This window comes from Streptomyces sp. VTCC 41912, from assembly GCF_045799175.1.
Classification (GTDB): domain Bacteria; phylum Actinomycetota; class Actinomycetes; order Streptomycetales; family Streptomycetaceae; genus Streptomyces; species Streptomyces albulus_C.
In genome coordinates, this window is sequence record NZ_JBJMAB010000007.1 from 214,093 (window position 1) to 234,182 (window position 20,090).

Consider the following 20,090-nt stretch of genomic DNA (forward strand, 5'->3'; position numbering starts at 1 on the left):
TCTGCCCAGCTGAGTAAAGGTGGAACAATGCTTCGTTCGATTCCCCGCGGGCTCGCGGTGGCCGGCATCGCCGCAGCCCTGGTGGTCCCGACGGCGGGCGCCGCGACCGCGGCTGCCAGCGGCGCGCAGGCGGCGCTGTGCTCCGGCCACAGCCAGTGCCACCAGAAGGGTCGGCAGGCCCACGGCGGCAGCCACGAAGGCCGCAAGGGGCACCGCGTCGCGCACGAAGGCCGGCACGGGCACGGCCGGTACGACGACGACTACGGGCGCACCGCCGACAACCGCCGTTACGACGACGACGATGACATGGGCCGGGGCGACGAGGAGTACGGCCGCCGCGGTGACGCCGAGCGCCGCAAGGACGACGCGCGCCGCCGGGGCAACGAGGAGGAGGGGCGCCGCGCCGAGGGCCTGGGGCGCACCGGGCTGCTCGGCCTCGACTTCCTCGGCCTCCTCTAGGCCGCAGCGTCGCCACCGCGGTGGGCCCGGGTCCGGTACCCGGGCCCTCCTGCGTGCGGGGCGACGCCCCGGCGGTCACGGGTGGGCGAGTGGCCGGAACCCGTGGTGCACCGGCGCCAGTTCCGTCGCGTACGGGGCGGTCGGCCCCGGGATCGCCCGGCGCGGTGGGAGCACGTCCGGGGCCCGGTGCGGCCGCAGCGCGGTGAGCGCGAGTTCGGTCTCCTCCATCAACGCCCGGTACGACACCAGCCGTTGCCACTCGGGATCGGCGACGCCGGGCACCGTCGCGGCCCGCTCCGTCCAGATCCTCACCAGTCCCGCGTACACGGGCGTCTGCCGGACGACTTCGGCGTTGATCCGCGGCGCTGCGGCGCGGGCGTCCATGCCGGGCCGGGCGGGCTGGTCCACCGGCGCGCCGGGGACGAAGGCGGTCTGGCCGTGGCCGGCGACCGTGACGGATGAGGGAGCACTCATGGCAGTAGAAACGATTCGTCCCGGCGATCGGTCACTGTGCGTGCCCCGGTCGGCCCCGGGCGGTCCCTCTCATAACATCCCAAAGCGCTGCGCACGATACAGGGAATATCACCTCTTGCAGTGATCTCTCATTGAGAACCGGACCAATACCGGCCAAAAACCGTTGTCGCTGTCATGGAACCGAGGGAGTTGTGGGAGCGCCACGCGGTACTTGCGCAGGCGTTCTGCATCAGCGATGACGAGGTCCGCCGGACGCAAGGGCTCCTCGACGAGGCCGAGGCCCGCCGCTCGCGGACCCTGGCCGCCTTCGCGGTGACCGTCGGCAGCGACGAAGTCGTCGCCGACCTGCTCGGCCTCGACGCCCGCGAAGTGCGCCTGGCCCGCCGCACCGTCGGCAAGGACGACGCCCGTGCGGTGGCCAAGAGCCTGCTCGACGAGTCCGCCCGCGAGCGCCGCGCCGCGCGCCGGGCCGACGCCCCGCCGCAGCCGGTGGCGCCCGAACCGCCCCGACCCGCCTCGCCGGCCGCCGCCGCGGCAGCCGCGGCAGCCGCGGCGGCGATCGGCAACGGCTGGCCGCGCGCCACCACCGCCGGCAGTGCGACCTCGGTGCCCGCCGCCCCGGCCACCCCACCGGAGAGTGCCTCCCGGATCCCGCCGCGGCCGGCACCGCCCGCCCCCACGCCGCCCCCGGCGCCCGCCCCGGCCCCCGCGCCCACGCCCGTCACCGAACCGGCCTGGTCGCCGGCGCTGGACGCGGTCCTCGTGCACAGTCACCACACCGGCGCCGACCTCAGCGCGCTCGCCGCCGAACTGGGCCTGGACGTGACCATCCTGGCCGCCAGGGCGCACCAACTCGCCGTCGGGACCCATACCTCCAGGCCCGCCCCGTCGGACCGGATCGGCCGGCACCGCCGGATGGCCGACGGCCCCGCCGCCGGCTCTGCGGACACCGGTCAACTCGCCCGCACCGAGGTCCCGACGGCCCCGCCGCAACCGCCGTACGAGCCGCACGCCTCATGGGGGTCGCCGGCCCATCCCGCACCGTGGACCGCGCCCCAGGGCACCTACGGCGCCTGGGCGCCACAGGACGCCCAGGCGGCCTGGGCGCCCCAGCCGCCGCCGATGGCCGCGGCCCCTGCCTGGGATCCCAGCGCCGTCACCGTCACCCAGCACGACTGGGACGGCATCCTCAGCCAATGGGAGGCGGCCACCTCGCCGTACACCTCAAGTCCGGGCCAACCGCCGCCCTGACCGCGGGCGGCCCGCGCCGTCGCCCGCGAACACCCGTTCCCGTCCCGGTCCGGCCATCGCCTAAGGTGGGGGCCGAGCCGTGACTGGCGCTTGGGTGGAGTACCACCGTGGAGCGGCTCGACCGGTGTGGTCACTGCCGTGCGCCTGGGCGATTCCGTACGACGTACGACGCTCAGGAGGCGCCATGTCGCAGACCACGTCCCCCACCACCCGCCTGATGGACGGCAGCGCGCTCGCCCGCCGTCTGGGCGAGGAGACCGCCGAGCGTGCCGCGGCGCTCACCGCGCGCACCGGACAGGCGCCCTGCCTGGCCACGGTCCTCGTGGGCGAGGATCCCGCCTCGGTCACCTACGTGAGGATGAAGCGCAACCGTTGCGCCAAGGCCGGCATCCGGTCACGGCACGTGGCGCTCCCGGCCGACACCAGCACCGCCCAACTCGTCGACACCATCGGTGGGTTGTCGGCCGATCCCGGTGTCCACGGCATCCTGCTCCAGCACCCGGTCGGCCCGCACGTCGACGAGCGGGCCGCCTTCGAGGCGATCGCGCCCGAGAAGGACGTCGACGGCGTCACCGCGCACTCCTTCGCCGCGATGAGCCTGGGCATGCCGGGCTTCGCCTCCTGCACGCCCGGCGGCATCATGCGCCTCCTGGACCACTACGACGTCGACCTCGGCGGCAAGCACGCCGTGGTCGTCGGCCGCAGCGCGATCCTCGGCAAGCCCGCGGGGATGCTGCTGCTGGGGCGGAACGCCACCGTCACCTACTGCCACTCCCGCACCGCCGACCTCGCCGCCCACGTCCGGGAGGCCGACGTGCTGATCGCCGCGGTGGGCCGCGCCCGCTTCCTGCACGGCGACCAGCTCAAGCCCGGGGCGGTCGTCGTCGACGCCGGCTACAACGCCGGCAACGTCGGCGACGTGGACTTCGCCTCGGCGGCGGCCGTCGCGAGCCTGATCACCCCGGTGCCGGGCGGGGTCGGCCCGATGACCATCGCCACCCTCCTCGCCCAGACCGTGGACGCGGCGGCCCGGCAGTCGGGGGCCGCGGGCTGACGCCGCTCACCGCACCGTGACCGTGACCCGCCAGGTCGCGACCACGTGCGGGCAGCGGGAGCCGGGCGCCGCGCGGCAGGACCGCCGCGCGGCCAGGGCGGTGCCGCCCCGGTCGCCGGCCGTGAAGCGCGCCGTGACGCCCCCGGTCGGCGTCCGCCCGAGCGCCGACCGCCGGAGCACCGCGGGGTGATCGGGGGCCGGCGCGCTCCAGGCGAAGGTGGTGCCGCGGTCGCGGACGCCGGTGAGCCGGACCTCGACGTCGTCCCCGGGGCGCACGGTGAGGGCCCGGCCGGCGTCCCGGTCGGTGAGCTCGATGCGGTGGGCGGTCGGGGCCGGGGTGGCCTGTGCCCAGGCGCAGGCCGTACCCGCACTCAGCACCGCACCCGCGACGCACACCGCGGTCAGCTGCCTCATCGCCTTCATGACGCTCCAAGATCCTTGAAAGGGCTGCGAGTTGGGTGCCGGGAGCGGCCGCGGCCGGGTCGTCCGCGCGACGGCGCGGTCATGCTTCCACCCGGGGTGCGGCCGCGGTATCAGCAGAAAGAGTGAAACGGGGGACGGAGGTGGCGGTTCCGACTCCGGTCGGGGCGTCGTGACGGCGTGGGTGACGCTCGGTGCGCAGGGTGTGTGCGCAGGTCAACGGCCCGATGGGTAGCATTTCCTGCCGCCGCTGCCATCGGCGCGTGCTCATGACACACGGGGGGTTTGTTCTTACATGTTCGGAATCGTCAGGCCCTGCACCCATCGCCTGTCCCAAGGTCTCAAGACGGAGTGGATGGCCCATCTGTGCGGCCTGTGCCTCGCACTGCGCGCCGACCACGGCCAGTTCGCCCGGGTCGTCACCAACTACGACGGACTGATCGTGTCCGTCCTGACGGACGCCCAGTCCGGCCGGACCGAGCTGCGGCGCCGCACCGCCGGCCCCTGCCCGCTGCGCGGCATGCGCACCGCCTCGGTCGCCCGGGGCGAGGGGGCGCGCCTGGCGGCGTCGGTCTCCCTGGTCCTCGCCTCGGCGAAGATCCGTGACCACGTGGCCGACGGGAACGGAGTGCTGCGCCGCCGCCCGATGGCCGCCGCGGCGCGCCGGGTCGCCGCGGGCTGGGACCGGGCCGGTGCGCGCGGCGGCGCCCGGCTCGGCTTCGACACCGCCGTCCTCGTCGACGCGGTCGACCGGCAGGTGGGCATCGAGCAGGCGGCCGGGCCCGGTACGCCGTTGACGGTCATCACCGAACCGACCGAGACGGCGACCGCCGCCGCCTTCGCGCACACCGCCGTCCTGGCCGGCCGGCCGGGCAACGCCGCGCCGCTCGCCGAGGCCGGCCGGCTCTTCGGGCGGCTCGCCCACCTCCTCGACGCCGTGGAGGACCGGACCGCGGACGCCGCCGAGGGCGCCTGGAACCCGATCACGGCCACCGGCGCCGGCCTCGCCGAGGCCCGCCGGCTGTGCGACGACGCGCTGCACGGCGTCCGACTCGCCCTGCGCGACGTGGAGTTCACCGACTCCGCACTGGTCCACGTGCTGCTGGTGCACGAGCTGCGGCGCTCGGTGGACCGGGCCTTCGGCACGTCCTCCTGCTCCCACCAGGCCCACGGGGCGCTGCCCGGCCCCCACGACCCCCAGGGCGGGAACCCGTACGCCGGCAACCCGTACGCGCAGGACCCGTACGGGGGCAACCCGTACGGGAACGGTGGCGTCGGGGCGTCCCCGTACGGGCAACCGCCGGCCGGTGGCCCGTACGCCAACGGGCAGCAGCACCTCAACGTCCCGCAGACTCCGGCCGGCGGTGGGCCGGTGCCACCCGGTGGGTCGGGGGGCGGCCACGGCGGCGGTCACGGGGGGCACGGCGGGGCGGGCGGCGGGGACGGCCAGCTGCCGCGGTTCACCTCGCCGGCGCCGAGGAAGCCGCGCGGTTTCTGGACGGGCTGTGCGCTCGCCGTCGGGCTGTGCTGCACCTGCAAGGTGTGCTGCGCATCGGAGTTCGAGGGCCCGTGGTCCGGGAAGAAGCGCGAGGGCTGCTGCCACAGTTGTGATTCGTGCGATTGCAGCGATTGCTGTGATGGTTGTGACTGCTGCTCCGGGTGCTGCGACGGCTGCGATTGTTGTGATGGCTGCTGCTGCGACTGCTGAGTCTGCTGGGGGACGGTGCGGACCGGAAAACCCTTGGTGGGGCCATCGCCGGGCGTGTTAGCGTCGGCTCGCCGTGCCGGCCGAGGCACGCGACCAGGACGACGGACCGAAGGAGAGATGAGTTGATGACTGTCACGGAGACCACCGCCACGTGCGGTGCCCGGACCATCCTCCTCTCCGGGCCCCGGGTCTGACCTGAGCACCCCGCCTGCCGGCGGCCGCCCGACCGCGTGACGGTCGGGCGGTCCTGCTCGGGCACGCATCGGGGCCCCTTCCACCAAGGGTCTCTCCGTTGTCCCCACCTCTCCGCGTCGATCCCGTGCTCGACGCCTCCTTCAGCCTGCTCCGCGCCCCGTCCCGGCAGGGCGCCGGCTCGGACGCCTGCGCCCGGCACATGCCGCGACCGGCCGGCGCCCCGGCGTTGCGCCCGGGCGCCCCCGCCCCGGACTACGGTTCGAGCCCGCATGCGCGGGACGCATCCGACGTCCCGCCCGCCGGCCGGCTCGCCCCCTCCACTTCTTCGAACGGAACCACCATGAACACCACTTGGACCACCCGCCCCGAGACCGCCGAGGACGCCGCCGCGATCCGCGAGATCAACCTCGCGGCCTTCCCCACCGCCGACGAGGCCGACCTGGTCGACGCCCTGCGCGCGGACGCCGATGCCTGGATCGACGGCCTCTCCCTGGTCTCCCGGGCGCCGGACGGCACCCTCGCGGGGCATGCCCTGCTCACCCGCTGCCACATCGACGGCCGGCCCGCGCTGGCCCTGGCACCGTGCGCGGTGCTGCCGGCCCATCAGCGCCAGGGCGCGGGGACGGCCGCCATCCGGGCCGCGCTCGCCGCCGCCCGGGCGCACGGCGAGAGCTTGGTGGTGGTGCTGGGCCACCCCGCGTACTACCCGCGGTTCGGCTTCGTCCCGGCCTCCCGCTTCGGCATCCGGGCGCCGTTCGAGGTCCCCGACGAGGCGTTGATGGCCCTCGCCCTGGACGCGTCCGTGCCCGTGCCGAGCGGCGTGATCCGCTACGCCGGGGCGTTCGGCCTCTGACGGGGCGTTCGCCCTTCCTCGGGGCGTCGGACCCCTGACGGGTCGGGGCGTGCTCGTCCGCCGGGTGCGGGCGGGCGCGCCCCCGGGCCGGCTGCGGCGGGCCCTCCTACGCGTCCCAGGCGACGGGGAGCCGCTGCACGCCGTGCATGGTCGGGTCGGTGCGCAGCGGCACCTCCTCCGGAGGTATCGCCAGGCGTAGCGACGGGAAGCGGGTGAGCAGCGCCGGGAAGGCCACCCGCATCTCGACGCGGGCCAGTTGCTGTCCCAGGCACTGGTGGATGCCGTGGCCGAAGGCCAGATGGCCGGTGGCCCTGCGCCGCAGGTCCAGGCGGTCGGGGTCGGGGAAGCGCGCCGGGTCGCGGTTGGCGGCCTGGACCGCGAGGGTGACCGACTCCCCGGCCCTGATCAACTGCCCGTCCAGCGCGACGTCCTCCAGCGCGACCCGGATGCCCGTGTGGGTGATGGTGAGGTAGCGCATCAGCTCCTCGACCGCCTGGTCGGCGAGACCGGGATCGGCGCGCAGCGCGTCCGCCTGCTCCGGATGGGACAGCAGGGCGAAGGTGCCGAGCCCGATCATGTTCGAGGTGGTGTCCAGCCCGGCGCCCAGGAGGAAGCTGCCGATGCCCGCCAGTTCCTCATCGCTGAGATCGCTGGTGGTCAGGTCGCTGAGCAGGTCGTCGGTGGGCCGTGCCCGCTTGACGTGCACCAGCTCCCGGACGAATTCCTGGAGCGCGGCCATGGCGGCGTACTGGTCCTCCAGCGAGCCGCCGGTGCCGGACGCCGCCATGGCGTGGTGCTGGAAGCGGTCGCGATCGGCGTAGGGCACGCCCAGCAGTTCACAGATCATCAGCGCCGGGACGGGGTGCGCGAACGCCGCGACGAGGTCCACCGGCGGGCCCTGCCGCTCCATGGCGTCGAGGTGTTCGGCGGTGATCTGCTCCACTCGCGAGGTCAGTTCGCGCATCCGGCGGACCGTGAACTTCCCCATGAGCAGGCGTCGGTAGCGGGTGTGGTGGGGCGGGTCGATGCCGGTGAGGTCGCCGACCGGGGCCGGCGGGAGCGTGACGTCGGCCATGCCCGGGAACGGCAGGTGCGCCAGTTCGTAGCGGGAGCTGAACCGGGGGTCGGCGGCCACCGCGCGGGCCACGGAGTGTCCGGTGGCCAGCCAGCCGAGATGCCCGTCCGGGTACCGCATCCGGCGCAGCGGCTGCTCCGCCCGCAGCTCCGCGAACGCGGCGGGCGGGGAGAACGGGCACCCCGCGGGACGGGTGACCGGCAGTGCGGCGAGCGGCTCCGGCTCGGGCCGTGGGGTGCCCGCGGGTGCGGGCGCGCCGGGCGTCGACGGGGCCGTGGAAGGAATCGGGGAAGGAATCAGGGAAGGGGCCGGGGGAGTCGCGGAATCGTGCGGCATGGGGCAAGTCCTCCATCGCGAGGCGCAGTTGAGTGATCGCGTGGGCGATCGGGGTGGGCCGCGGAGGCTCCGGCGCCATGATGGCACATTTTTGACGCCATGTCTGGCGTCAGATGTGGCATTACTTGATGCCGATGCCGATGCCGATGCCGATGCCGGCCCGGGACGCAAAGGCGCCGCCGCCCGAGTGGAAGCCCGGGCGGCGGCGCGTCGGTCGATGAGGGGTGGTCGGTGTAGCCGGTCGCTACCCCTCCGGATAGAAGACGAAGAGCGTGCAGCCGGTCCGCGTCTGGGGGACGTGCCAGGACCCGGCGGGTGCGTGGATGAACGAGCCGGCCGGGTAGTCCCGTTCGCCGTCGTTGAAGACGCCCGAGACGACGAACACCTCCTCCGGGCCGGGCGCGTGCACGTCCACCCCTTCCCAGCACGAGCCCGGGTCCAACTCCACCACCTGTGCCTGGGCGCCGTTCGCCCCGCTCCACAGCGGGCGCAGCCGGATCCCCGGGAACAACTCGCGCGTCGGCGCCTGGGCCACCGCACTCCACACGTAGCCGGCCATCGCGTCGTCCGCGTTCTCTTTCGTTGCCATGCACCCAGCCTCACGGAACGGCGCCGACCAGCCGAGTGTCAGAAAAGACATCGTGCGGTACTTTCTTGACATGCCTGCCGCCCACCGCGTGGTCGCCCTCGTCCGCCCACCGCAGTCGACCTTCGAACTCGGTTGCGCGGCCGAGGTGTTCGGGATCGAGCGGACCGGGATCCAGGTCCGCTATGCCTTCGGGGTGTGTACGGAACGGCCCGGTCCGGTGGCCACCCTCGCCGGGTACGCCATGTCCGTGCCGGACGGGCTGGACGCCCTCGACCGTGCCGACACCGTCGTCGTCCCCGGGTGGCTCCCGCCCGAGGACCCGCCCACCCCCGCGGTCGTCCGCGCGCTGCGCCGGGCGCACGACCGCGGCGCACGGCTCGTCAGCATCTGCTCCGGGGCCTTCGCCCTGGGACACGCCGGGCTGTTGGACGGGCGACGCGCGACCACCCACTGGGCCCGCGCCGACCAACTGGCCGCGCTGTTCCCGGCAGTCCAGGTGGACCCGGACGTGCTGTACGTGGACCACGGTGACATCGCCACCAGCGCGGGGGCCGGGGCCGGCATCGACCTCTGCCTCCACCTGGTCCGCACCGACCACGGGGCCGGCTACGCCGCACAGGTCGCCCGGAGCATGGTCATGCCGCCGCACCGGGAGGGCGGTCAGCTCCAGTACACGGCGCCCCCGCACCCGATCCAGCTGGACGGTTCGTTGGCGCCCCTCCTGGAGTGGATGACCGCCCGGCTCGGCGAACCGCTGCCGGTCGAGGAACTGGCCGCGCGCGAGGGCGTGTCGGCGCGCACGCTCGCCCGCCGGTTCGCCGACCAGCTCGGGGTCAGCCCGGGACAGTGGCTGCTCGCCCGCCGCATCGCCGCGGCCCGGGAACTGTTGGAGTCCACCGACCTCCCGCTGGAGGCCGTCGCCCGCCGCGTCGGCCTCTCCTCGCCCACCAACCTGCGGCGACGCTTCCTGCGCGCCGTGGGGACGACGCCCGGCGCGTACCGCAGGGCGTTCCGCGCCGGCGCGTGACGGCGGGGGCGGGCGCCGGCGTCAGCGCGTGCGTCCGGCTTCCGTGTGGGTGAGCACCATCCGGAACCGGGCCGTGCCGGCGAGCATCTTCCCGTACGCCTCGTTGGCGTGCTCCAGCGGCATCGTCTCGATCATCGGCCGGATGCCCTGGAGCGCACAGAACGCCATCGTGTCCTGGACGTCCTGCGCGGTGCCGGACGGATGGCCGCGGACCACCCGGGCTCGCATCAGCAACTGCGCCGGACTGATCGCCAGCGGTTCGGCGTCCGCACCGATGACCACCAGCTCACCGCGGTGCGCCAATCCCTCCACGGTCGCCGAGATGGCGGCGGAGTTGGAGGCGGTGGCCAGCACCACCCGGGCGCCGCCCAGGGACTGCAGGGCGTTCGCGACGGAGGTGCCGGCGGTGCTGTCGACGTAGTGGTGCGCGCCCAACTGCTTGGCGAAGTCCGCCTTGTCGCCACCGCGGGCGATCGCGACCGTCTCGAAGCCCATCGCCACGGCGAACTGCACGCCCAAGTGCCCCAGGCCGCCGAGGCCCAGGACGGCGACCAGGTCGCCCGGCCGGGCCGTGCTGCGCCGCAGCCCGTTGTAGGTGGTGACCCCGGCGCACGCCATCGGGCCGGCGTCCGCCGCCGCCAGGGCGTCGGGGATCCGCGCCAGCGCATCGGCCGGGGCGATCACCGTTTCGCCGAACCCGCCGTCGTACGCCCAGCCCGGCACCTTCAAGTGCTCGCACACGATGAAGTCCCCCTGCCGGCAGGGGGTGCAGTGGTGACAGCTGCCGCCGAACCAGCCGACCGCGACCCGGTCGTCGACCTTCCACCGGCCGTTGGTGCGCTCGCCGACCTCCGCGATCCGGCCGGCGATCTCGTGGCCGGCGACCAGCGGGAACCGGACGCCCGGCAGCGCGCCGTCGACGAACATGGCGTCGCTGTGGCAGATCCCGCAGGCGTCCACGGTGACCCGGACGTGCCCCGGGCCCGGCCGCGGCACCTCACGCTCGACGATCTCGAAGGGCGCGCCGGCGGCACCGACCTGCGCGACTCGGTAGCTGCTCATCTGGATCTCTCCCGCCTGCCGGAGCCGGTGCGGGGCGGTCCCGGCCGGGTCCCGCGCGGCGCGCACCCGCCTCGTCCGCGGGTCCGCGCCGTCGCGCCCGCCGGGGGCCCGCGCGTCGGTTCCCGCCCCGGCTTCCCTGCGTGTCTCCCGTATGGGTCTCTTGCGCGTGCGTGCGGCTCGGCCGGCTGCCGGCGCCGCCGCGTACTGGGGCAACGGCCTCCTTCCACCAGCACACCAGCTCACGGCCGATCACGCGCGCCGAGCGGGAACCACGGTGCGTGGCGGGCCGCGTACAGGGGGAAGGGGGGTGGGCGTTCCGGCCCGCTCCGTCCGTTTCGTCCGGTTCGAGCGGGTGTCGTGAGGACGGCGGGAACTGGACCCGTGCGGGCCGCCCGACGGGGAACGAGTAGTGCTGCCCGCTCCGAATCCGCGGGGGACCGCCCCTCCTGCCGCCCGTCGCACCACCGTGGCGCAAGCCGCCACCCCCGCACCGTCACACCCGTTACCCTGGCCGCCGCGCGCGGACCGGCCCGGCCGGGCGGGAGGGCCGACCGGACCGTCCGCCGAACGGCCCGGTACGAACCCGAGAAGGACACGCTCACCATGCCACTCAAGCGCCCGCACCAGCACCGCGACGCCAGCCGCAACCTCGCCGTCAACCCGGTCTTCAGCCAGCAGCCGGTCCACGTCCCCCGGTACGAGCTGCCGGGCGACGGCATGGATCCCGACACCGCGTACCAGATCGTCCACGACGAACTCATGCTGGACGGCAACGCCCGGCTGAACCTCGCCACCTTCGTCAGCACCTGGGCCGAACCGCAGGCCCAGCGCCTGATGGCCGAGTGCGCCGAGAAGAACATGATCGACAAGGACGAGTACCCGCAGACCGCCGAGATCGAGGCGCGCTGCGTGCACATGCTCGCCGACCTGTGGCACGCCCCCGACTCCCATGCGGCGGTGGGCTGTTCGACCACCGGGTCCAGCGAGGCGGCGATGCTCGCCGGGCTCGCGCTCAAGCGCCGCTGGCAGCACCGCCGGCGCGCCGAGGGCAAGTCCACCGAGCGCCCCAACATGGTGATGGGCATCAACGTCCAGATCTGCTGGGAGAAGTTCGCCAACTACTTCGAGGTCGAGCCGCGCTACGTGCCCATGGAGGGCGACCGCTTCATCCTCTCCCCGGAGGAGGCCGTCGAACTCTGCGACGAGAACACCATCGGCGTCGTCGCCGTCCTCGGCTCCACCTTCGACGGCGCCTACGAGCCGGTCGCCGAGATCTCCGCCGCCCTCGACGCCCTCCAGGAGCGCACCGGCATCGACGTCCCGCTGCACGTCGACGGCGCCTCCGGCGCGATGATCGCCCCCTTCCTCGACCCCGAACTCGTCTGGGACTTCCGCCTCCCGCGGGTCGCCTCCATCAACACCTCCGGCCACAAGTACGGCCTGGTGATGCCCGGCGTCGGCTGGGCGCTGTGGCGGGACGCCGACGCGCTCCCCGAGGACCTGGTCTTCCACGTCAACTACCTGGGCGGCGACATGCCCACCTTCGCGCTGAACTTCTCCCGGCCCGGCGCCCAGGTCATCGCCCAGTACTACAACTTCCTGCGCCTGGGCTTCGAGGGGTACCGCGCCGTCCAGCAGACCAGCCGGGACGTCGCCACCCGGGTAGCCGCCGAGATCGCCGCCATGGGGCCGTTCACCCTGCTCACCGACGGCAGCCAGCTCCCCGTCTTCGCCTTCCGGATGAGCGACGACGTCACCAACTTCACCGTCTTCGACGTCTCCGCCGCGCTCCGCGAACGCGGCTGGCAGGTCCCGGCCTACACCTTCCCGGCCAACCGCACCGACCTGGCCGCCCTGCGCGTCGTGATCCGCAACGGTTTCGGCCACGACCTCGGCGACCTGTTCCTGGACGACCTGCGGCGGGTCCTGCCGCGCCTCCAGGCCCAGCAGCGTCCGCACCGCGACGCCGCCGACGCCGGCGGCTTCGCCCACGGCGCCGAGACCAAGCAGGCCGGCCGCCCGGCCATCCCGGAGCAGGCGGTCCGCGACTGACCCCGGCCGGCCCGCTGCCCCGGCCCGCCGCCAGCGGGCCGGGGCAGCGGGGCCGCAGCCGACGGCGGCCGGGCCGCCCCCAAGCACCAGGCCGGGGGCCCTCCCCAAACCGGCCCGACTCGGTCACGCTGGTGGTAGCGGGCACGCTCCGGCCGGATGGGGCCACGAGGGCGGAAGGGGCTGACGACCATGTCGACGAGCGCCGAGGAATACCAGCCGGTCCGGGTCGAGGCGGAGCTCGACGAACCGCTGTCCCGCTGGCTCTGGGCGGTCAAGTGGCTGCTGCTCATCCCGCACCACATCGCGCTGACCGCCCTGGTCCTGGGATTGCTGGTCGCCACCGTGCTGGCACTCCCGGCGATCTTCGTCACCGGCCGCTACCCCCGATGGCTGTTCGCCTACTCCACCGGCGTGCTGCGCTGGGCCTGGCGGGTCGCCTACTACTCCTACGGGGCACTGGCCACCGACCGCTACCCGCCCTTCACCCTCCGCGCCGCGCCGGACTACCCCGCCCGCCTGTACGTCGACCGTCCGACGCACCTGCCCCGCGGCCCGGGGCTGCTCCTCTCGCGGCTGCGCGCCCTCCCACAGCTCCTGCTGGTGGTGCTGATCGCCCTGGTCTTCCGGCTGGTGTGGTGGATCGGCGGACTGTCCGCCGTCCTGGCGCTGGCCGCCCTGACCGTCCTGATCCTCAGCTCGCCCGCCGCCACGCTCCTACGGACCGGGCACTACCCGCGTCGCCAGTTCCGCGCTCTGGTCGCCTTCGACCGCTGGGTGATTCAGGTCCTGGCGTACCTGTTCTTCCTGACCGACGCCCTCCCGCCGCTCCGCCCGGAGAGCACCGGCCGGCGCTCCGGCCGGCTGCGGAACCGCCTGCGCCACCGACCGCCGCGCCGGCACGCCCCGGCGGTCAGTGCCCGGTGATCCGCCCGGCCACGCAGGGGTCCTCGTTGCGGTAGCCGAGGCGGGTGTAGAGCCGGTCGGCCGGCGCGTTGTCGGCCAGCTGCCACAGCGTGCAGAACCCGTACCGGCGGACCGCGTACCGGGTGAGCCACGAGGTCAGCGCCGCGCCCAGGCCCTGGCCGCGCTGCGCCGCGTCGGTTGCGACCGACGCCATCAGCGGCGCGCCGCTGTCCCGCAGCGTGCTCAGCGCCCCGCAGGCCACCAGCTGCCCGTCCGCGCCGCGGATGCCGGCCCACAGGCTGACGTCCGCGGAGCCGGGCCCGGTCGAGTGCGCCGGGCTGTGCGCGTTGAGGAAGGCCAGCAGTTCCTCGTGGTGCGTCGCGTCCAGCTCCACCACCCGCTCCTCGGCCGGATGGACCGGCGGCTCGGCGAGCGTCCACCGGAAGACCCACGCGATCGGCTCGGCCACCGGCAGATGTCGGGCGAGCAACGCCTCGGTGCCCCGCGGCCCGGTGAACTCCCGCACTTTCTGAGGGAGTTGATGGGACGCGCGCAGGACGAGGCCGGCCGCCGCGGTGGGCTCGCCGACGCTCCAGACGTGGCCGCGCGGCTCGTCGAGCCAGGCCACCGCACCGTCGCCGGACCAACTGATCCGGCCGTCCGGGCGCGGCCGGGCGGCGCCGAAGCGCAGGAGGGCGGAGCCGGCCTGCTGTTCCAGGCCCTGGGTGAACAGGTCCGCGGTCCGGGGAAGAAGAGTCGTCGCCTGCATCGCTCTCTGGGGGAAGAAGTCGCTCGGGAACGACGGACGGGCAGGATCCGGGCAGGGCACGGCCGCAACCGTCGTTCTGGGGATGGGGTTGTCGGGAGTCCGGCGGCCACGGTCGTCGCGCGCGGCGCAACGCCCGGCCGGCCGGGGATCCCACTGTGGCACACCGCCCCCGGGAGGGGGCAAATCATCCCCGCCGGACGGCTGCCGACCGGCCCTGACCCTGCGGTAACCAGGCCGTTTGCACCAGCCGGGGATCGCGGCGGCGGCCGATGAACCGGGCCCGGCCCGGCGGCAGCTGCACCGGGCGGTGCGTCCCCACCAGCGGGCCCTCCGCCGCGTCGCCGGAGAGCAGCAGGGCCTGCGCGCCGAGCTCCGTGACGCGCTGCATCAGCGGCTCGTAGAGCGCCCGGCCGGCGCCCGCGGTGCTCCGTGCCAGGATCAGGCGCAGACCCAGGTCACGGGCGAACGGCAGGTACTCCAGCAACGGCTGGAGGGGGTTGCCGCTGCGGGTCGCCACCAGGTCGTAGTCGTCGACGATCACGAACGCGTCCGGGGCGTCGTACCACTTGCGGTTGCGCAGCTGCTCCGGGGTGACGTCGGGCCCGGGCATCCGTCGCCCCAGCGACGCGGCGAGCCCGGCGAGCGCCCCGTCGAGCCGAGGGGCGGCGGTGCAGTAGTCGGTGACGTGGTCGTCGGGCAGGCCGTCGAGCAGGCTCCGGCGGTAGTCGGCGACCACCATCAGGGCCTCCTGGGTCGGGTAGCGCGCGGCGAGCTGTCCGAGCAGCAGCCGCAGCAACGACGACTTGCCCGACTCGGTCTCGCCGTAGACCACCAGCAGCGGGTCCGTCTCGAAGTCGATGCGGACCGGAGCCAGGTCGGTCTCGTCGATGCCGAACGCGACGCCGGGCTCGCCCGCCGTCGGTGCCGGCAGTTCGGCCGCCGGGAACACCGCGGGCAGCACCCGCACCGGCGGCGCCACCGGTCCCGGCCACTCGGCCCGCACCACCGACGCCAACTCGCCCAGCGCGGAGCCCAGGTCGTCGGTCTCGGCGACGCCGTCGAGCCGCGGCAGCGCGGCGAGGAAGTGCAGCCGCTCCGGCGACAGCCCGCGGCCGGGTCGGCCGACCGGCACGTTGTTCGCCTCCCGGCGGTCGAGCTCCGAGTCGCTGGGGTCGCCCAGCCGCAGCTCGACCCGGTTGAGCAGCTGGTCGCGCAGTGCCGGGCGGACCTCGTGGTACCGGGCGGCGCCGAGCACGAGGTGGACGCCGAAGCCCAGGCCGCGTGCGGCCAGGTCGAGGAGGGCGCCGTCCAGCTGTTCGTAGTCCGCCCGGAACGTGCCGTAGCCGTCGATCACCAGGAAGACGTCGCCCCACGCCTGGTCCGGGAACTCCCCGGCCGCCCGGCGCCGGCGGTAGGTGGCGACGGAGTCGATGCCGTGCGCGCGGAAGAACTCCTCCCGACGCTCCAGGATCCCGCTGACCTCGGCGATCGTGCGGCGCACCCGGTCCGGCTCCAGTCGGGTGGCGACCCCGCCGACGTGCGGCAGGCGGGCCAGGTCGAGCATGCCGCCCCCGCCGAAGTCCACGCAGTAGAACTGCACTTCGCGGGGCGTGTGGGTGAGCGCGAACGCGGCGATCATCGTGCGCAGCGCGGTCGACTTGCCGGACTGCGGACCGCCCACGAACAGCCCGTGCCCGGCCCCTCCGGAGAAGTCCAGGTACATGACGTCGCGGCGCTGCTCGAACGGCTTGTCCACCAGGGCCACGGGCGCCACCAGCTTGCCCAGCGCCGGATAGTCGGCCGGGTGCAGCCCGCGCTCCGGGGTGGTCACCAGCGACGGCAGCAGCTGGTCGACGGTGGCCGGCACCTCCAGCGGCGGCAGCCAGACCTGGTGCGCCGGCGGGCCCTGGCCCTCCAGGCGCCGGACGAGGACGTCCAGCACGCTGTCGGCGAGGGCGTCCCCGTGGCCCTCGCCCGTTCCGGGCTCGGCGGTCGCCCCCGGTGCCCGGTAGACGCCCGACACGTACGCGGCCGAGAACCGCAGCGTGGCCTCGCCGTCGTAGCGCAGGATGCCGCTGCCCGGCGTCGCGGGCAGGTGGTAGGCGTCCGGCACCCCGATGGCCGCCCGCGACTCGGCCGCCGAGAACGTCCGCAACCCGATCCGGTACGAGAGGGTCGTGTCCAGGCCGCGCAGCTTGCCCTCCTCCAGGCGTTGCGAGGCGAGCAGCATGTGGACGCCCAACGAGCGGCCGATCCGCCCGATCTGGACGAACATCTCGATGAAGTCCGGCTTGGCGGTGAGCAGTTCGCTGAACTCGTCGACCACGATCACCAGGGACGGCAGCGGCTCCATCGGCAGTCCCGTGGCCCGGGCGCGCTCGTAGGCGGTGAGGTTGGCGTAGTTCCCCGCGGAGCGCAGCAGTTCCTGGCGGCGTTGCAGCTCGCCGCTGATCGCGTCCCGCATCCGGTCGATCAGCGTGGTGTCGTCGACGAGGTTGGTGATCACGGCCGCGACGTGCGGCAGCTCCGACAGGCCGGCGAACGTCGCCCCGCCCTTGAAGTCCGCCAGGATGAAGTTGAGGTGCTCGGAGGAGTGCGTGACGGCCAGCGCCATCACCAGGGTGCGCAGCAGCTCGGACTTGCCGGAGCCGGTGGCGCCCACGCACAGCCCGTGCGGCCCCATCCCGTTCTGGGCCGCCTCCTTGAGGTCCAGCAAGACCGGCTGCCCCTGCTCGTCGACGCCGATCGGCACCCGGAGCCGATCCTCGGGGCGGCGCGGCCGCCAGTGCCGGGCCGGGTCCAGGGCGCCGGCGTCCTCGATGGCCAGGAGGTCGGTGAACGGCAAGGCGTCCCGGGCGGCGGGCGTCGGGGCCGGAGCCGGCTCCGACGCCGCGAACCGGGCCCAGCCGCCGCGCACCCGCGCGCCCAGCTCCGCCGCGGCCGTCGCCAGGTCGTGCACCGAGGCCGCCCCGTCCGTACGCGGCAGCGCGACGTGCACGTACCGCTTCTCGGCCCGGTCGTTGCAGAGCGCCACACCGGGCGTGGCCGGGGTGAGCCGGGCGGCCAGCTCCGGCTGGATCAGCGACTCGTCGGGGGAGCTGAGCGCCAGCTCGAAACGGGTCAGCATCACCTCCAGCAGCGGCCGGGGGACGGCCGCCCAGCGGGACGTGCTCACCATCAGGTGCACGCCGTGCCGCAGACCGGTGGTCCCGATGCCGCGCAAAGCCGCCGCCAGGTCCTGGAAGTCCTCGGCGAACTCCGCCCACCCGTCGACGACCAGGAAGAGGTCGCCGACCGGCTGGTCGGCGAGCAGCCCGCGGGCCCGCGCCCCGCGGTACGCCTCGATGGAGTCGATCGCCGGCAGCCGCTCGAAGTCGTGCTCCCGGCGGGCGTTGAGGGCCACCGCCCGGGCGACCGTCCGGTGCACCGCGTCCGGGTCCTGGCGCTGCGCGAAGCCCCGGACGTGCGGCAGGTGCCGGAGCCGGCGCAGTCCGCCGCCGCCGAGGTCGATGCAGTGGAACTCGACCTCGTGCGGGGTGTGGGTCAGCGCCAACGAGGTCACCAGCGTCTGGAGCAGCAGGGTCTTGCCGCTGCGCGGGCCACCGGCCACGGCCACGTGTCCGGCGCCGCCGGACAGGTCCACGAAGTGGGTCTGGACCCGGCGGCCCTCGGCCCGGTGGGAGCGCCCGATCGGGGTGATCAACTGCCCGTTGCTGCGCCACTCCTCGGCCGTGAGACCGCGGTCGGGGGTCACCGCCAGCGGCGGCAGCAACTGGTCGACGGTGGCGAGCGGTGAGGGGCCGTCGGTCTCGGTGAGCCCGGGGAACGGCCGGTGCGCGTGCGGGGACGCCTTCGAGAGCCGGAGGTGGCTGCCGCCCTGGATGTCGCTGCCGAAGAAGGTGGGCTTCTGCTCGTGGGTGCGGGCCACCGTGTCGGACACGTACTGGTACAGCTCCTGCGCCGTGACCCAGCCGTCCTCGTCGAGGTCGGCGCGGCCGGTGTGCAGGCCGTCGATCACGGCGCGGGTGAACACCGAACTCCACGCGGTCGGCCCACCGCCCGGAGACTCGTCCTCCAGCGCCTGCTGGACGGAGTTGGCGGCGGTGATCACGTAGCTGCCGCGGTGGTCCACGAACTGCCGGGGGATGTCGTCGAGTCCCGGGTCGCCCTTCGACGTGCCGAACGCGCCGGAGAAGCAGCAGTCCAACAGCGCGATCTTCTGCTGCGCGCGGCCGTACTCCATCGACTCCTTGATGAACTCCGCCGAGACCGAACTGGCGCGGATCATCTCGCGGTTGGTCCGCACCGTGGCGAAGTGCAGCCGCCCCCGCCGGTCCTTCAGGCCGTGGCAGGACAGGTAGACCAGCGCGAGGTCCACCTCCCGGTCGGTGAAGAGCCGCTCGACGGCCTCCTCGATGACCGCCTTGGACTCGTCGACGAGCACCTGCACGGCGTCGAACTGGCCGATGTCCGGGTCTTCGAGGAGCGCCGCGAGCTTGCGGGCGTCGTGGACGGGGGAGCGCAGCTGGGGCAGTGAGTCGTCGAGGTAGCGCTCGGTGGCGATCAGCAGGGCGCGGCGCTCACCCACGGGTCCCTCCCGCGGGCCGCGCTGCCCGGCCTGCCGCGGCGCGGTCCGGGCGTGCCATCACGCGTCCCCCGTGGGGCCCTCCAGCGCCGTCGGCCCCGCCGCTGCGCCCGGTGCGGCGTCGGTGCCGTCGGCCACCATCCGGAGCCACGCCTCCACCGCCGCGTCCGTGGTCTTCTTCGACGCCCCCTGGATCTCCAGCCGGTGCTCGCCACTGACCAGCACGGCCTTGCGGGCTCCGCTGCGGCGGAGCACGTCCTGCACGATGCGAGTGACCGACCGCAGGACGGCGACCGAGAAACCGCCGCTGAGCACCAACGTGCCGAGCGCCGTCACGAGCGCGCTCTTGCCGCCGGTCGCGCCGGTCGTCGCCGGGCGCACCACGTCGGGCAGGTGGAGCTGGAGCAGTTCCTCCTGCAACTGCCGTGTCAGTGCGTCGAGTTCCTCGTCATCGGCGTCCTCGTCGTGCACGACGACGGTGACGTCCCCCGTGATCGTCATGAGCCACCTTTCGCGTCACCGCAGGATTCTAGGGGCAGCCGCGCCCGGAGGGGGGCGTTGGGATGTCTCAACACTGCTTCAACGCAAGCCAGTTGCGGCCGGCGGCGCGGTGACCCCGAGACGCCTCGGTGGTGGCCCGTACGGGTTGCCCCGCACCGCTCCCTGACGCACGGCGCCGACGGAGTCGTCCGCCAGACCGACGAACGGCGGCCGGGGCGGCCGGATGCTGGAGGGGATCGCAGGCAGGGGTGCCGCCCCTGCGCCCGGCAGAAGGGACCCCACCATGAACGCCCGGAGCCCGCGCCCCAGCGCGGTTCCCACCGAAGCGCTGCAACACCCCCGCAGCATCAGGGCCTTCCGCGGCATGAAGCTGCTGGTCGGCGGCTACCTCGTGCTCAGCGCGCTCACCCTCGCGGCCGTCTTCCTCCTCCGCGACGACGCCGCCGTCGTGAACGACGCGGTCTGGGTGCGCACCGGCATCGTCGTCGTCAGCGCGCTGCTGACGTGCGCCTTCACCGCCCGGGCGGCCGGTGGCTCCCGCAGCGCCTACCGCAGGCTGCGGATCGTGGCCGCCGTCATGGTGGTGGCCATCGCCGTCCTCATCGCGGTGCCCGGCCCGTTCCCGGTGTGGCTGAAGGTGGAGCAGGGCGTCTGCGGGCTGGCGCTGCTGGGCGTCGTCGCGGTCGCCAACGGCCGGCACCTGCGGGCCCTGTTCGCCGCCCGGTAGCCGGCCGGCCGCCGGCCGGTCCGTCCCGCCCGCCCGGCGCCCGGACCGGC

17 protein-coding genes and 1 riboswitch are annotated in these 20,090 nt (G+C 74.4%); of the genes, 9 read left to right on the top strand and 8 right to left on the bottom strand.

Annotation, left to right across the window (positions count from 1 at the left end; translation table 11 throughout):
- Positions 1 to 27: 27 nt before the first annotated feature.
- A complete protein-coding gene (locus tag ACJ6WD_RS13800) occupies positions 28 to 459 on the top strand; it encodes a hypothetical protein (RefSeq protein WP_233659304.1) in 432 nt (143 codons plus the stop codon).
- A 75-nt stretch (positions 460 to 534) separates the two neighbouring features.
- Here the strand turns inward: ACJ6WD_RS13800 and ACJ6WD_RS13805 are convergent, their stop codons facing one another.
- Positions 535 to 933 carry a hypothetical protein gene (locus tag ACJ6WD_RS13805; RefSeq protein WP_016575582.1) on the bottom strand — a complete coding sequence of 133 codons (399 nt, stop codon included), beginning with the start codon at positions 931 to 933 and terminating at the stop codon, positions 535 to 537.
- A 174-nt stretch (positions 934 to 1,107) separates the two neighbouring features.
- Between ACJ6WD_RS13805 and ACJ6WD_RS13810 the strand changes: the two genes are divergently transcribed.
- On the top strand, positions 1,108 to 2,184 hold the full coding sequence (locus ACJ6WD_RS13810; protein WP_407615862.1) for a hypothetical protein: 1,077 nt from the start codon (positions 1,108 to 1,110) through the stop codon (positions 2,182 to 2,184).
- Positions 2,185 to 2,253: 69 nt separating this feature from the next.
- Positions 2,254 to 2,341, top strand: a riboswitch (ZMP/ZTP riboswitch).
- Between the two features lie 27 nt (positions 2,342 to 2,368).
- The gene (locus ACJ6WD_RS13815) at positions 2,369 to 3,238 is read left to right on the top strand and encodes a bifunctional 5,10-methylenetetrahydrofolate dehydrogenase/5,10-methenyltetrahydrofolate cyclohydrolase (protein ID WP_407615863.1); all 870 of its coding nucleotides are present in this window, start codon (positions 2,369 to 2,371) and stop codon (positions 3,236 to 3,238) included.
- Positions 3,239 to 3,244: 6 nt separating this feature from the next.
- Here the strand turns inward: ACJ6WD_RS13815 and ACJ6WD_RS13820 are convergent, their stop codons facing one another.
- Positions 3,245 to 3,661, bottom strand: a complete 417-nt coding sequence (locus ACJ6WD_RS13820) for a hypothetical protein (RefSeq protein ID WP_233659301.1) — start codon at positions 3,659 to 3,661, stop codon at positions 3,245 to 3,247.
- Between the two features lie 292 nt (positions 3,662 to 3,953).
- Here ACJ6WD_RS13820 and ACJ6WD_RS13825 point away from each other — a divergent pair, with 292 nt between their 5' ends.
- Both ACJ6WD_RS13825 and ACJ6WD_RS13830 read left to right on the top strand, forming a co-directional pair.
- Positions 3,954 to 5,366 (top strand): DUF5685 family protein, encoded by a 1,413-nt coding sequence (locus ACJ6WD_RS13825; RefSeq protein WP_376559217.1) that lies wholly within the window; start codon positions 3,954 to 3,956, stop codon positions 5,364 to 5,366.
- 535 nt (positions 5,367 to 5,901) lie between these two features.
- On the top strand, positions 5,902 to 6,414 hold the full coding sequence (locus ACJ6WD_RS13830) for an N-acetyltransferase (RefSeq protein ID WP_331246397.1): 513 nt from the start codon (positions 5,902 to 5,904) through the stop codon (positions 6,412 to 6,414).
- A gap of 106 nt (positions 6,415 to 6,520) precedes the next feature.
- On the opposite strand, the gene ACJ6WD_RS13835 is transcribed toward ACJ6WD_RS13830, so the two are convergent.
- Together ACJ6WD_RS13835 and ACJ6WD_RS13840 are read right to left on the bottom strand one after the other, a co-directional pair.
- Positions 6,521 to 7,609, bottom strand: coding sequence for a cytochrome P450 (locus ACJ6WD_RS13835; protein WP_407615872.1), 1,089 nt, complete (start codon positions 7,607 to 7,609; stop codon positions 6,521 to 6,523).
- Positions 7,610 to 8,069: 460 nt separating this feature from the next.
- Positions 8,070 to 8,384 carry a cupin domain-containing protein gene (locus ACJ6WD_RS13840; RefSeq protein ID WP_038517683.1) on the bottom strand — a complete coding sequence of 105 codons (315 nt, stop codon included), beginning with the start codon at positions 8,382 to 8,384 and terminating at the stop codon, positions 8,070 to 8,072.
- Positions 8,385 to 8,484: 100 nt separating this feature from the next.
- On the opposite strand from ACJ6WD_RS13840, the gene ACJ6WD_RS13845 reads away from it, so the two are divergent.
- Positions 8,485 to 9,441, top strand: a complete 957-nt coding sequence (locus ACJ6WD_RS13845) for a helix-turn-helix domain-containing protein (protein WP_331246306.1) — start codon at positions 8,485 to 8,487, stop codon at positions 9,439 to 9,441.
- Positions 9,442 to 9,462: 21 nt separating this feature from the next.
- On the opposite strand, the gene ACJ6WD_RS13850 is transcribed toward ACJ6WD_RS13845, so the two are convergent.
- On the bottom strand, positions 9,463 to 10,503 hold the full coding sequence (locus tag ACJ6WD_RS13850; protein ID WP_233659293.1) for an alcohol dehydrogenase catalytic domain-containing protein: 1,041 nt from the start codon (positions 10,501 to 10,503) through the stop codon (positions 9,463 to 9,465).
- 603 nt (positions 10,504 to 11,106) lie between these two features.
- Between ACJ6WD_RS13850 and ACJ6WD_RS13855 the strand changes: the two genes are divergently transcribed.
- Together ACJ6WD_RS13855 and ACJ6WD_RS13860 are read left to right on the top strand one after the other, a co-directional pair.
- The gene (locus ACJ6WD_RS13855; protein WP_020930645.1) at positions 11,107 to 12,555 is read left to right on the top strand and encodes a glutamate decarboxylase; all 1,449 of its coding nucleotides are present in this window, start codon (positions 11,107 to 11,109) and stop codon (positions 12,553 to 12,555) included.
- Positions 12,556 to 12,744: 189 nt separating this feature from the next.
- A complete protein-coding gene (locus ACJ6WD_RS13860; protein WP_233659290.1) occupies positions 12,745 to 13,479 on the top strand; it encodes a DUF4389 domain-containing protein in 735 nt (244 codons plus the stop codon).
- On the opposite strand, the gene ACJ6WD_RS13865 is transcribed toward ACJ6WD_RS13860, so the two are convergent.
- From ACJ6WD_RS13865 to ACJ6WD_RS13875, 3 genes are all read right to left on the bottom strand, one after another.
- Positions 13,466 to 14,227 (bottom strand): GNAT family N-acetyltransferase, encoded by a 762-nt coding sequence (locus tag ACJ6WD_RS13865; protein WP_376438502.1) that lies wholly within the window; start codon positions 14,225 to 14,227, stop codon positions 13,466 to 13,468. The genes ACJ6WD_RS13860 and ACJ6WD_RS13865 overlap by 14 nt on opposite strands.
- Before the next feature lie 184 nt (positions 14,228 to 14,411).
- A complete protein-coding gene (gene eccCb, locus ACJ6WD_RS13870; protein ID WP_407615864.1) occupies positions 14,412 to 18,815 on the bottom strand; it encodes a type VII secretion protein EccCb in 4,404 nt (1,467 codons plus the stop codon).
- Positions 18,816 to 18,872: 57 nt separating this feature from the next.
- Positions 18,873 to 19,313 carry a hypothetical protein gene (locus ACJ6WD_RS13875; RefSeq protein WP_233659287.1) on the bottom strand — a complete coding sequence of 147 codons (441 nt, stop codon included), beginning with the start codon at positions 19,311 to 19,313 and terminating at the stop codon, positions 18,873 to 18,875.
- Positions 19,314 to 19,596: 283 nt separating this feature from the next.
- Here ACJ6WD_RS13875 and ACJ6WD_RS13880 point away from each other — a divergent pair, with 283 nt between their 5' ends.
- Positions 19,597 to 20,040 (top strand): hypothetical protein, encoded by a 444-nt coding sequence (locus ACJ6WD_RS13880; protein WP_376556104.1) that lies wholly within the window; start codon positions 19,597 to 19,599, stop codon positions 20,038 to 20,040.
- Positions 20,041 to 20,090: the final 50 nt, after the last annotated feature.

Coding starts and splice junctions, on each gene's coding strand:
- ACJ6WD_RS13860 (WP_233659290.1), top strand. CDS start 12,745: ATGTCGACGAGCGCCGAGGAATACCAGCCGGTCCGGGTCGAGGCGGAG.
- ACJ6WD_RS13810 (WP_407615862.1), top strand. CDS start 1,108: ATGGAACCGAGGGAGTTGTGGGAGCGCCACGCGGTACTTGCGCAGGCG.
- ACJ6WD_RS13880 (WP_376556104.1), top strand. CDS start 19,597: ATGAACGCCCGGAGCCCGCGCCCCAGCGCGGTTCCCACCGAAGCGCTG.
- ACJ6WD_RS13850 (WP_233659293.1), bottom strand. CDS start 10,503: ATGAGCAGCTACCGAGTCGCGCAGGTCGGTGCCGCCGGCGCGCCCTTC.
- ACJ6WD_RS13865 (WP_376438502.1), bottom strand. CDS start 14,227: ATGCAGGCGACGACTCTTCTTCCCCGGACCGCGGACCTGTTCACCCAG.
- ACJ6WD_RS13855 (WP_020930645.1), top strand. CDS start 11,107: ATGCCACTCAAGCGCCCGCACCAGCACCGCGACGCCAGCCGCAACCTC.
- ACJ6WD_RS13835 (WP_407615872.1), bottom strand. CDS start 7,609: ATGCGGTACCCGGACGGGCATCTCGGCTGGCTGGCCACCGGACACTCC.
- ACJ6WD_RS13820 (WP_233659301.1), bottom strand. CDS start 3,661: ATGAAGGCGATGAGGCAGCTGACCGCGGTGTGCGTCGCGGGTGCGGTG.
- ACJ6WD_RS13875 (WP_233659287.1), bottom strand. CDS start 19,313: ATGACGATCACGGGGGACGTCACCGTCGTCGTGCACGACGAGGACGCC.
- ACJ6WD_RS13800 (WP_233659304.1), top strand. CDS start 28: ATGCTTCGTTCGATTCCCCGCGGGCTCGCGGTGGCCGGCATCGCCGCA.
- ACJ6WD_RS13825 (WP_376559217.1), top strand. CDS start 3,954: ATGTTCGGAATCGTCAGGCCCTGCACCCATCGCCTGTCCCAAGGTCTC.
- ACJ6WD_RS13840 (WP_038517683.1), bottom strand. CDS start 8,384: ATGGCCGGCTACGTGTGGAGTGCGGTGGCCCAGGCGCCGACGCGCGAG.
- ACJ6WD_RS13815 (WP_407615863.1), top strand. CDS start 2,369: ATGTCGCAGACCACGTCCCCCACCACCCGCCTGATGGACGGCAGCGCG.
- ACJ6WD_RS13845 (WP_331246306.1), top strand. CDS start 8,485: ATGCCTGCCGCCCACCGCGTGGTCGCCCTCGTCCGCCCACCGCAGTCG.
- ACJ6WD_RS13830 (WP_331246397.1), top strand. CDS start 5,902: ATGAACACCACTTGGACCACCCGCCCCGAGACCGCCGAGGACGCCGCC.
- ACJ6WD_RS13805 (WP_016575582.1), bottom strand. CDS start 933: ATGAGTGCTCCCTCATCCGTCACGGTCGCCGGCCACGGCCAGACCGCC.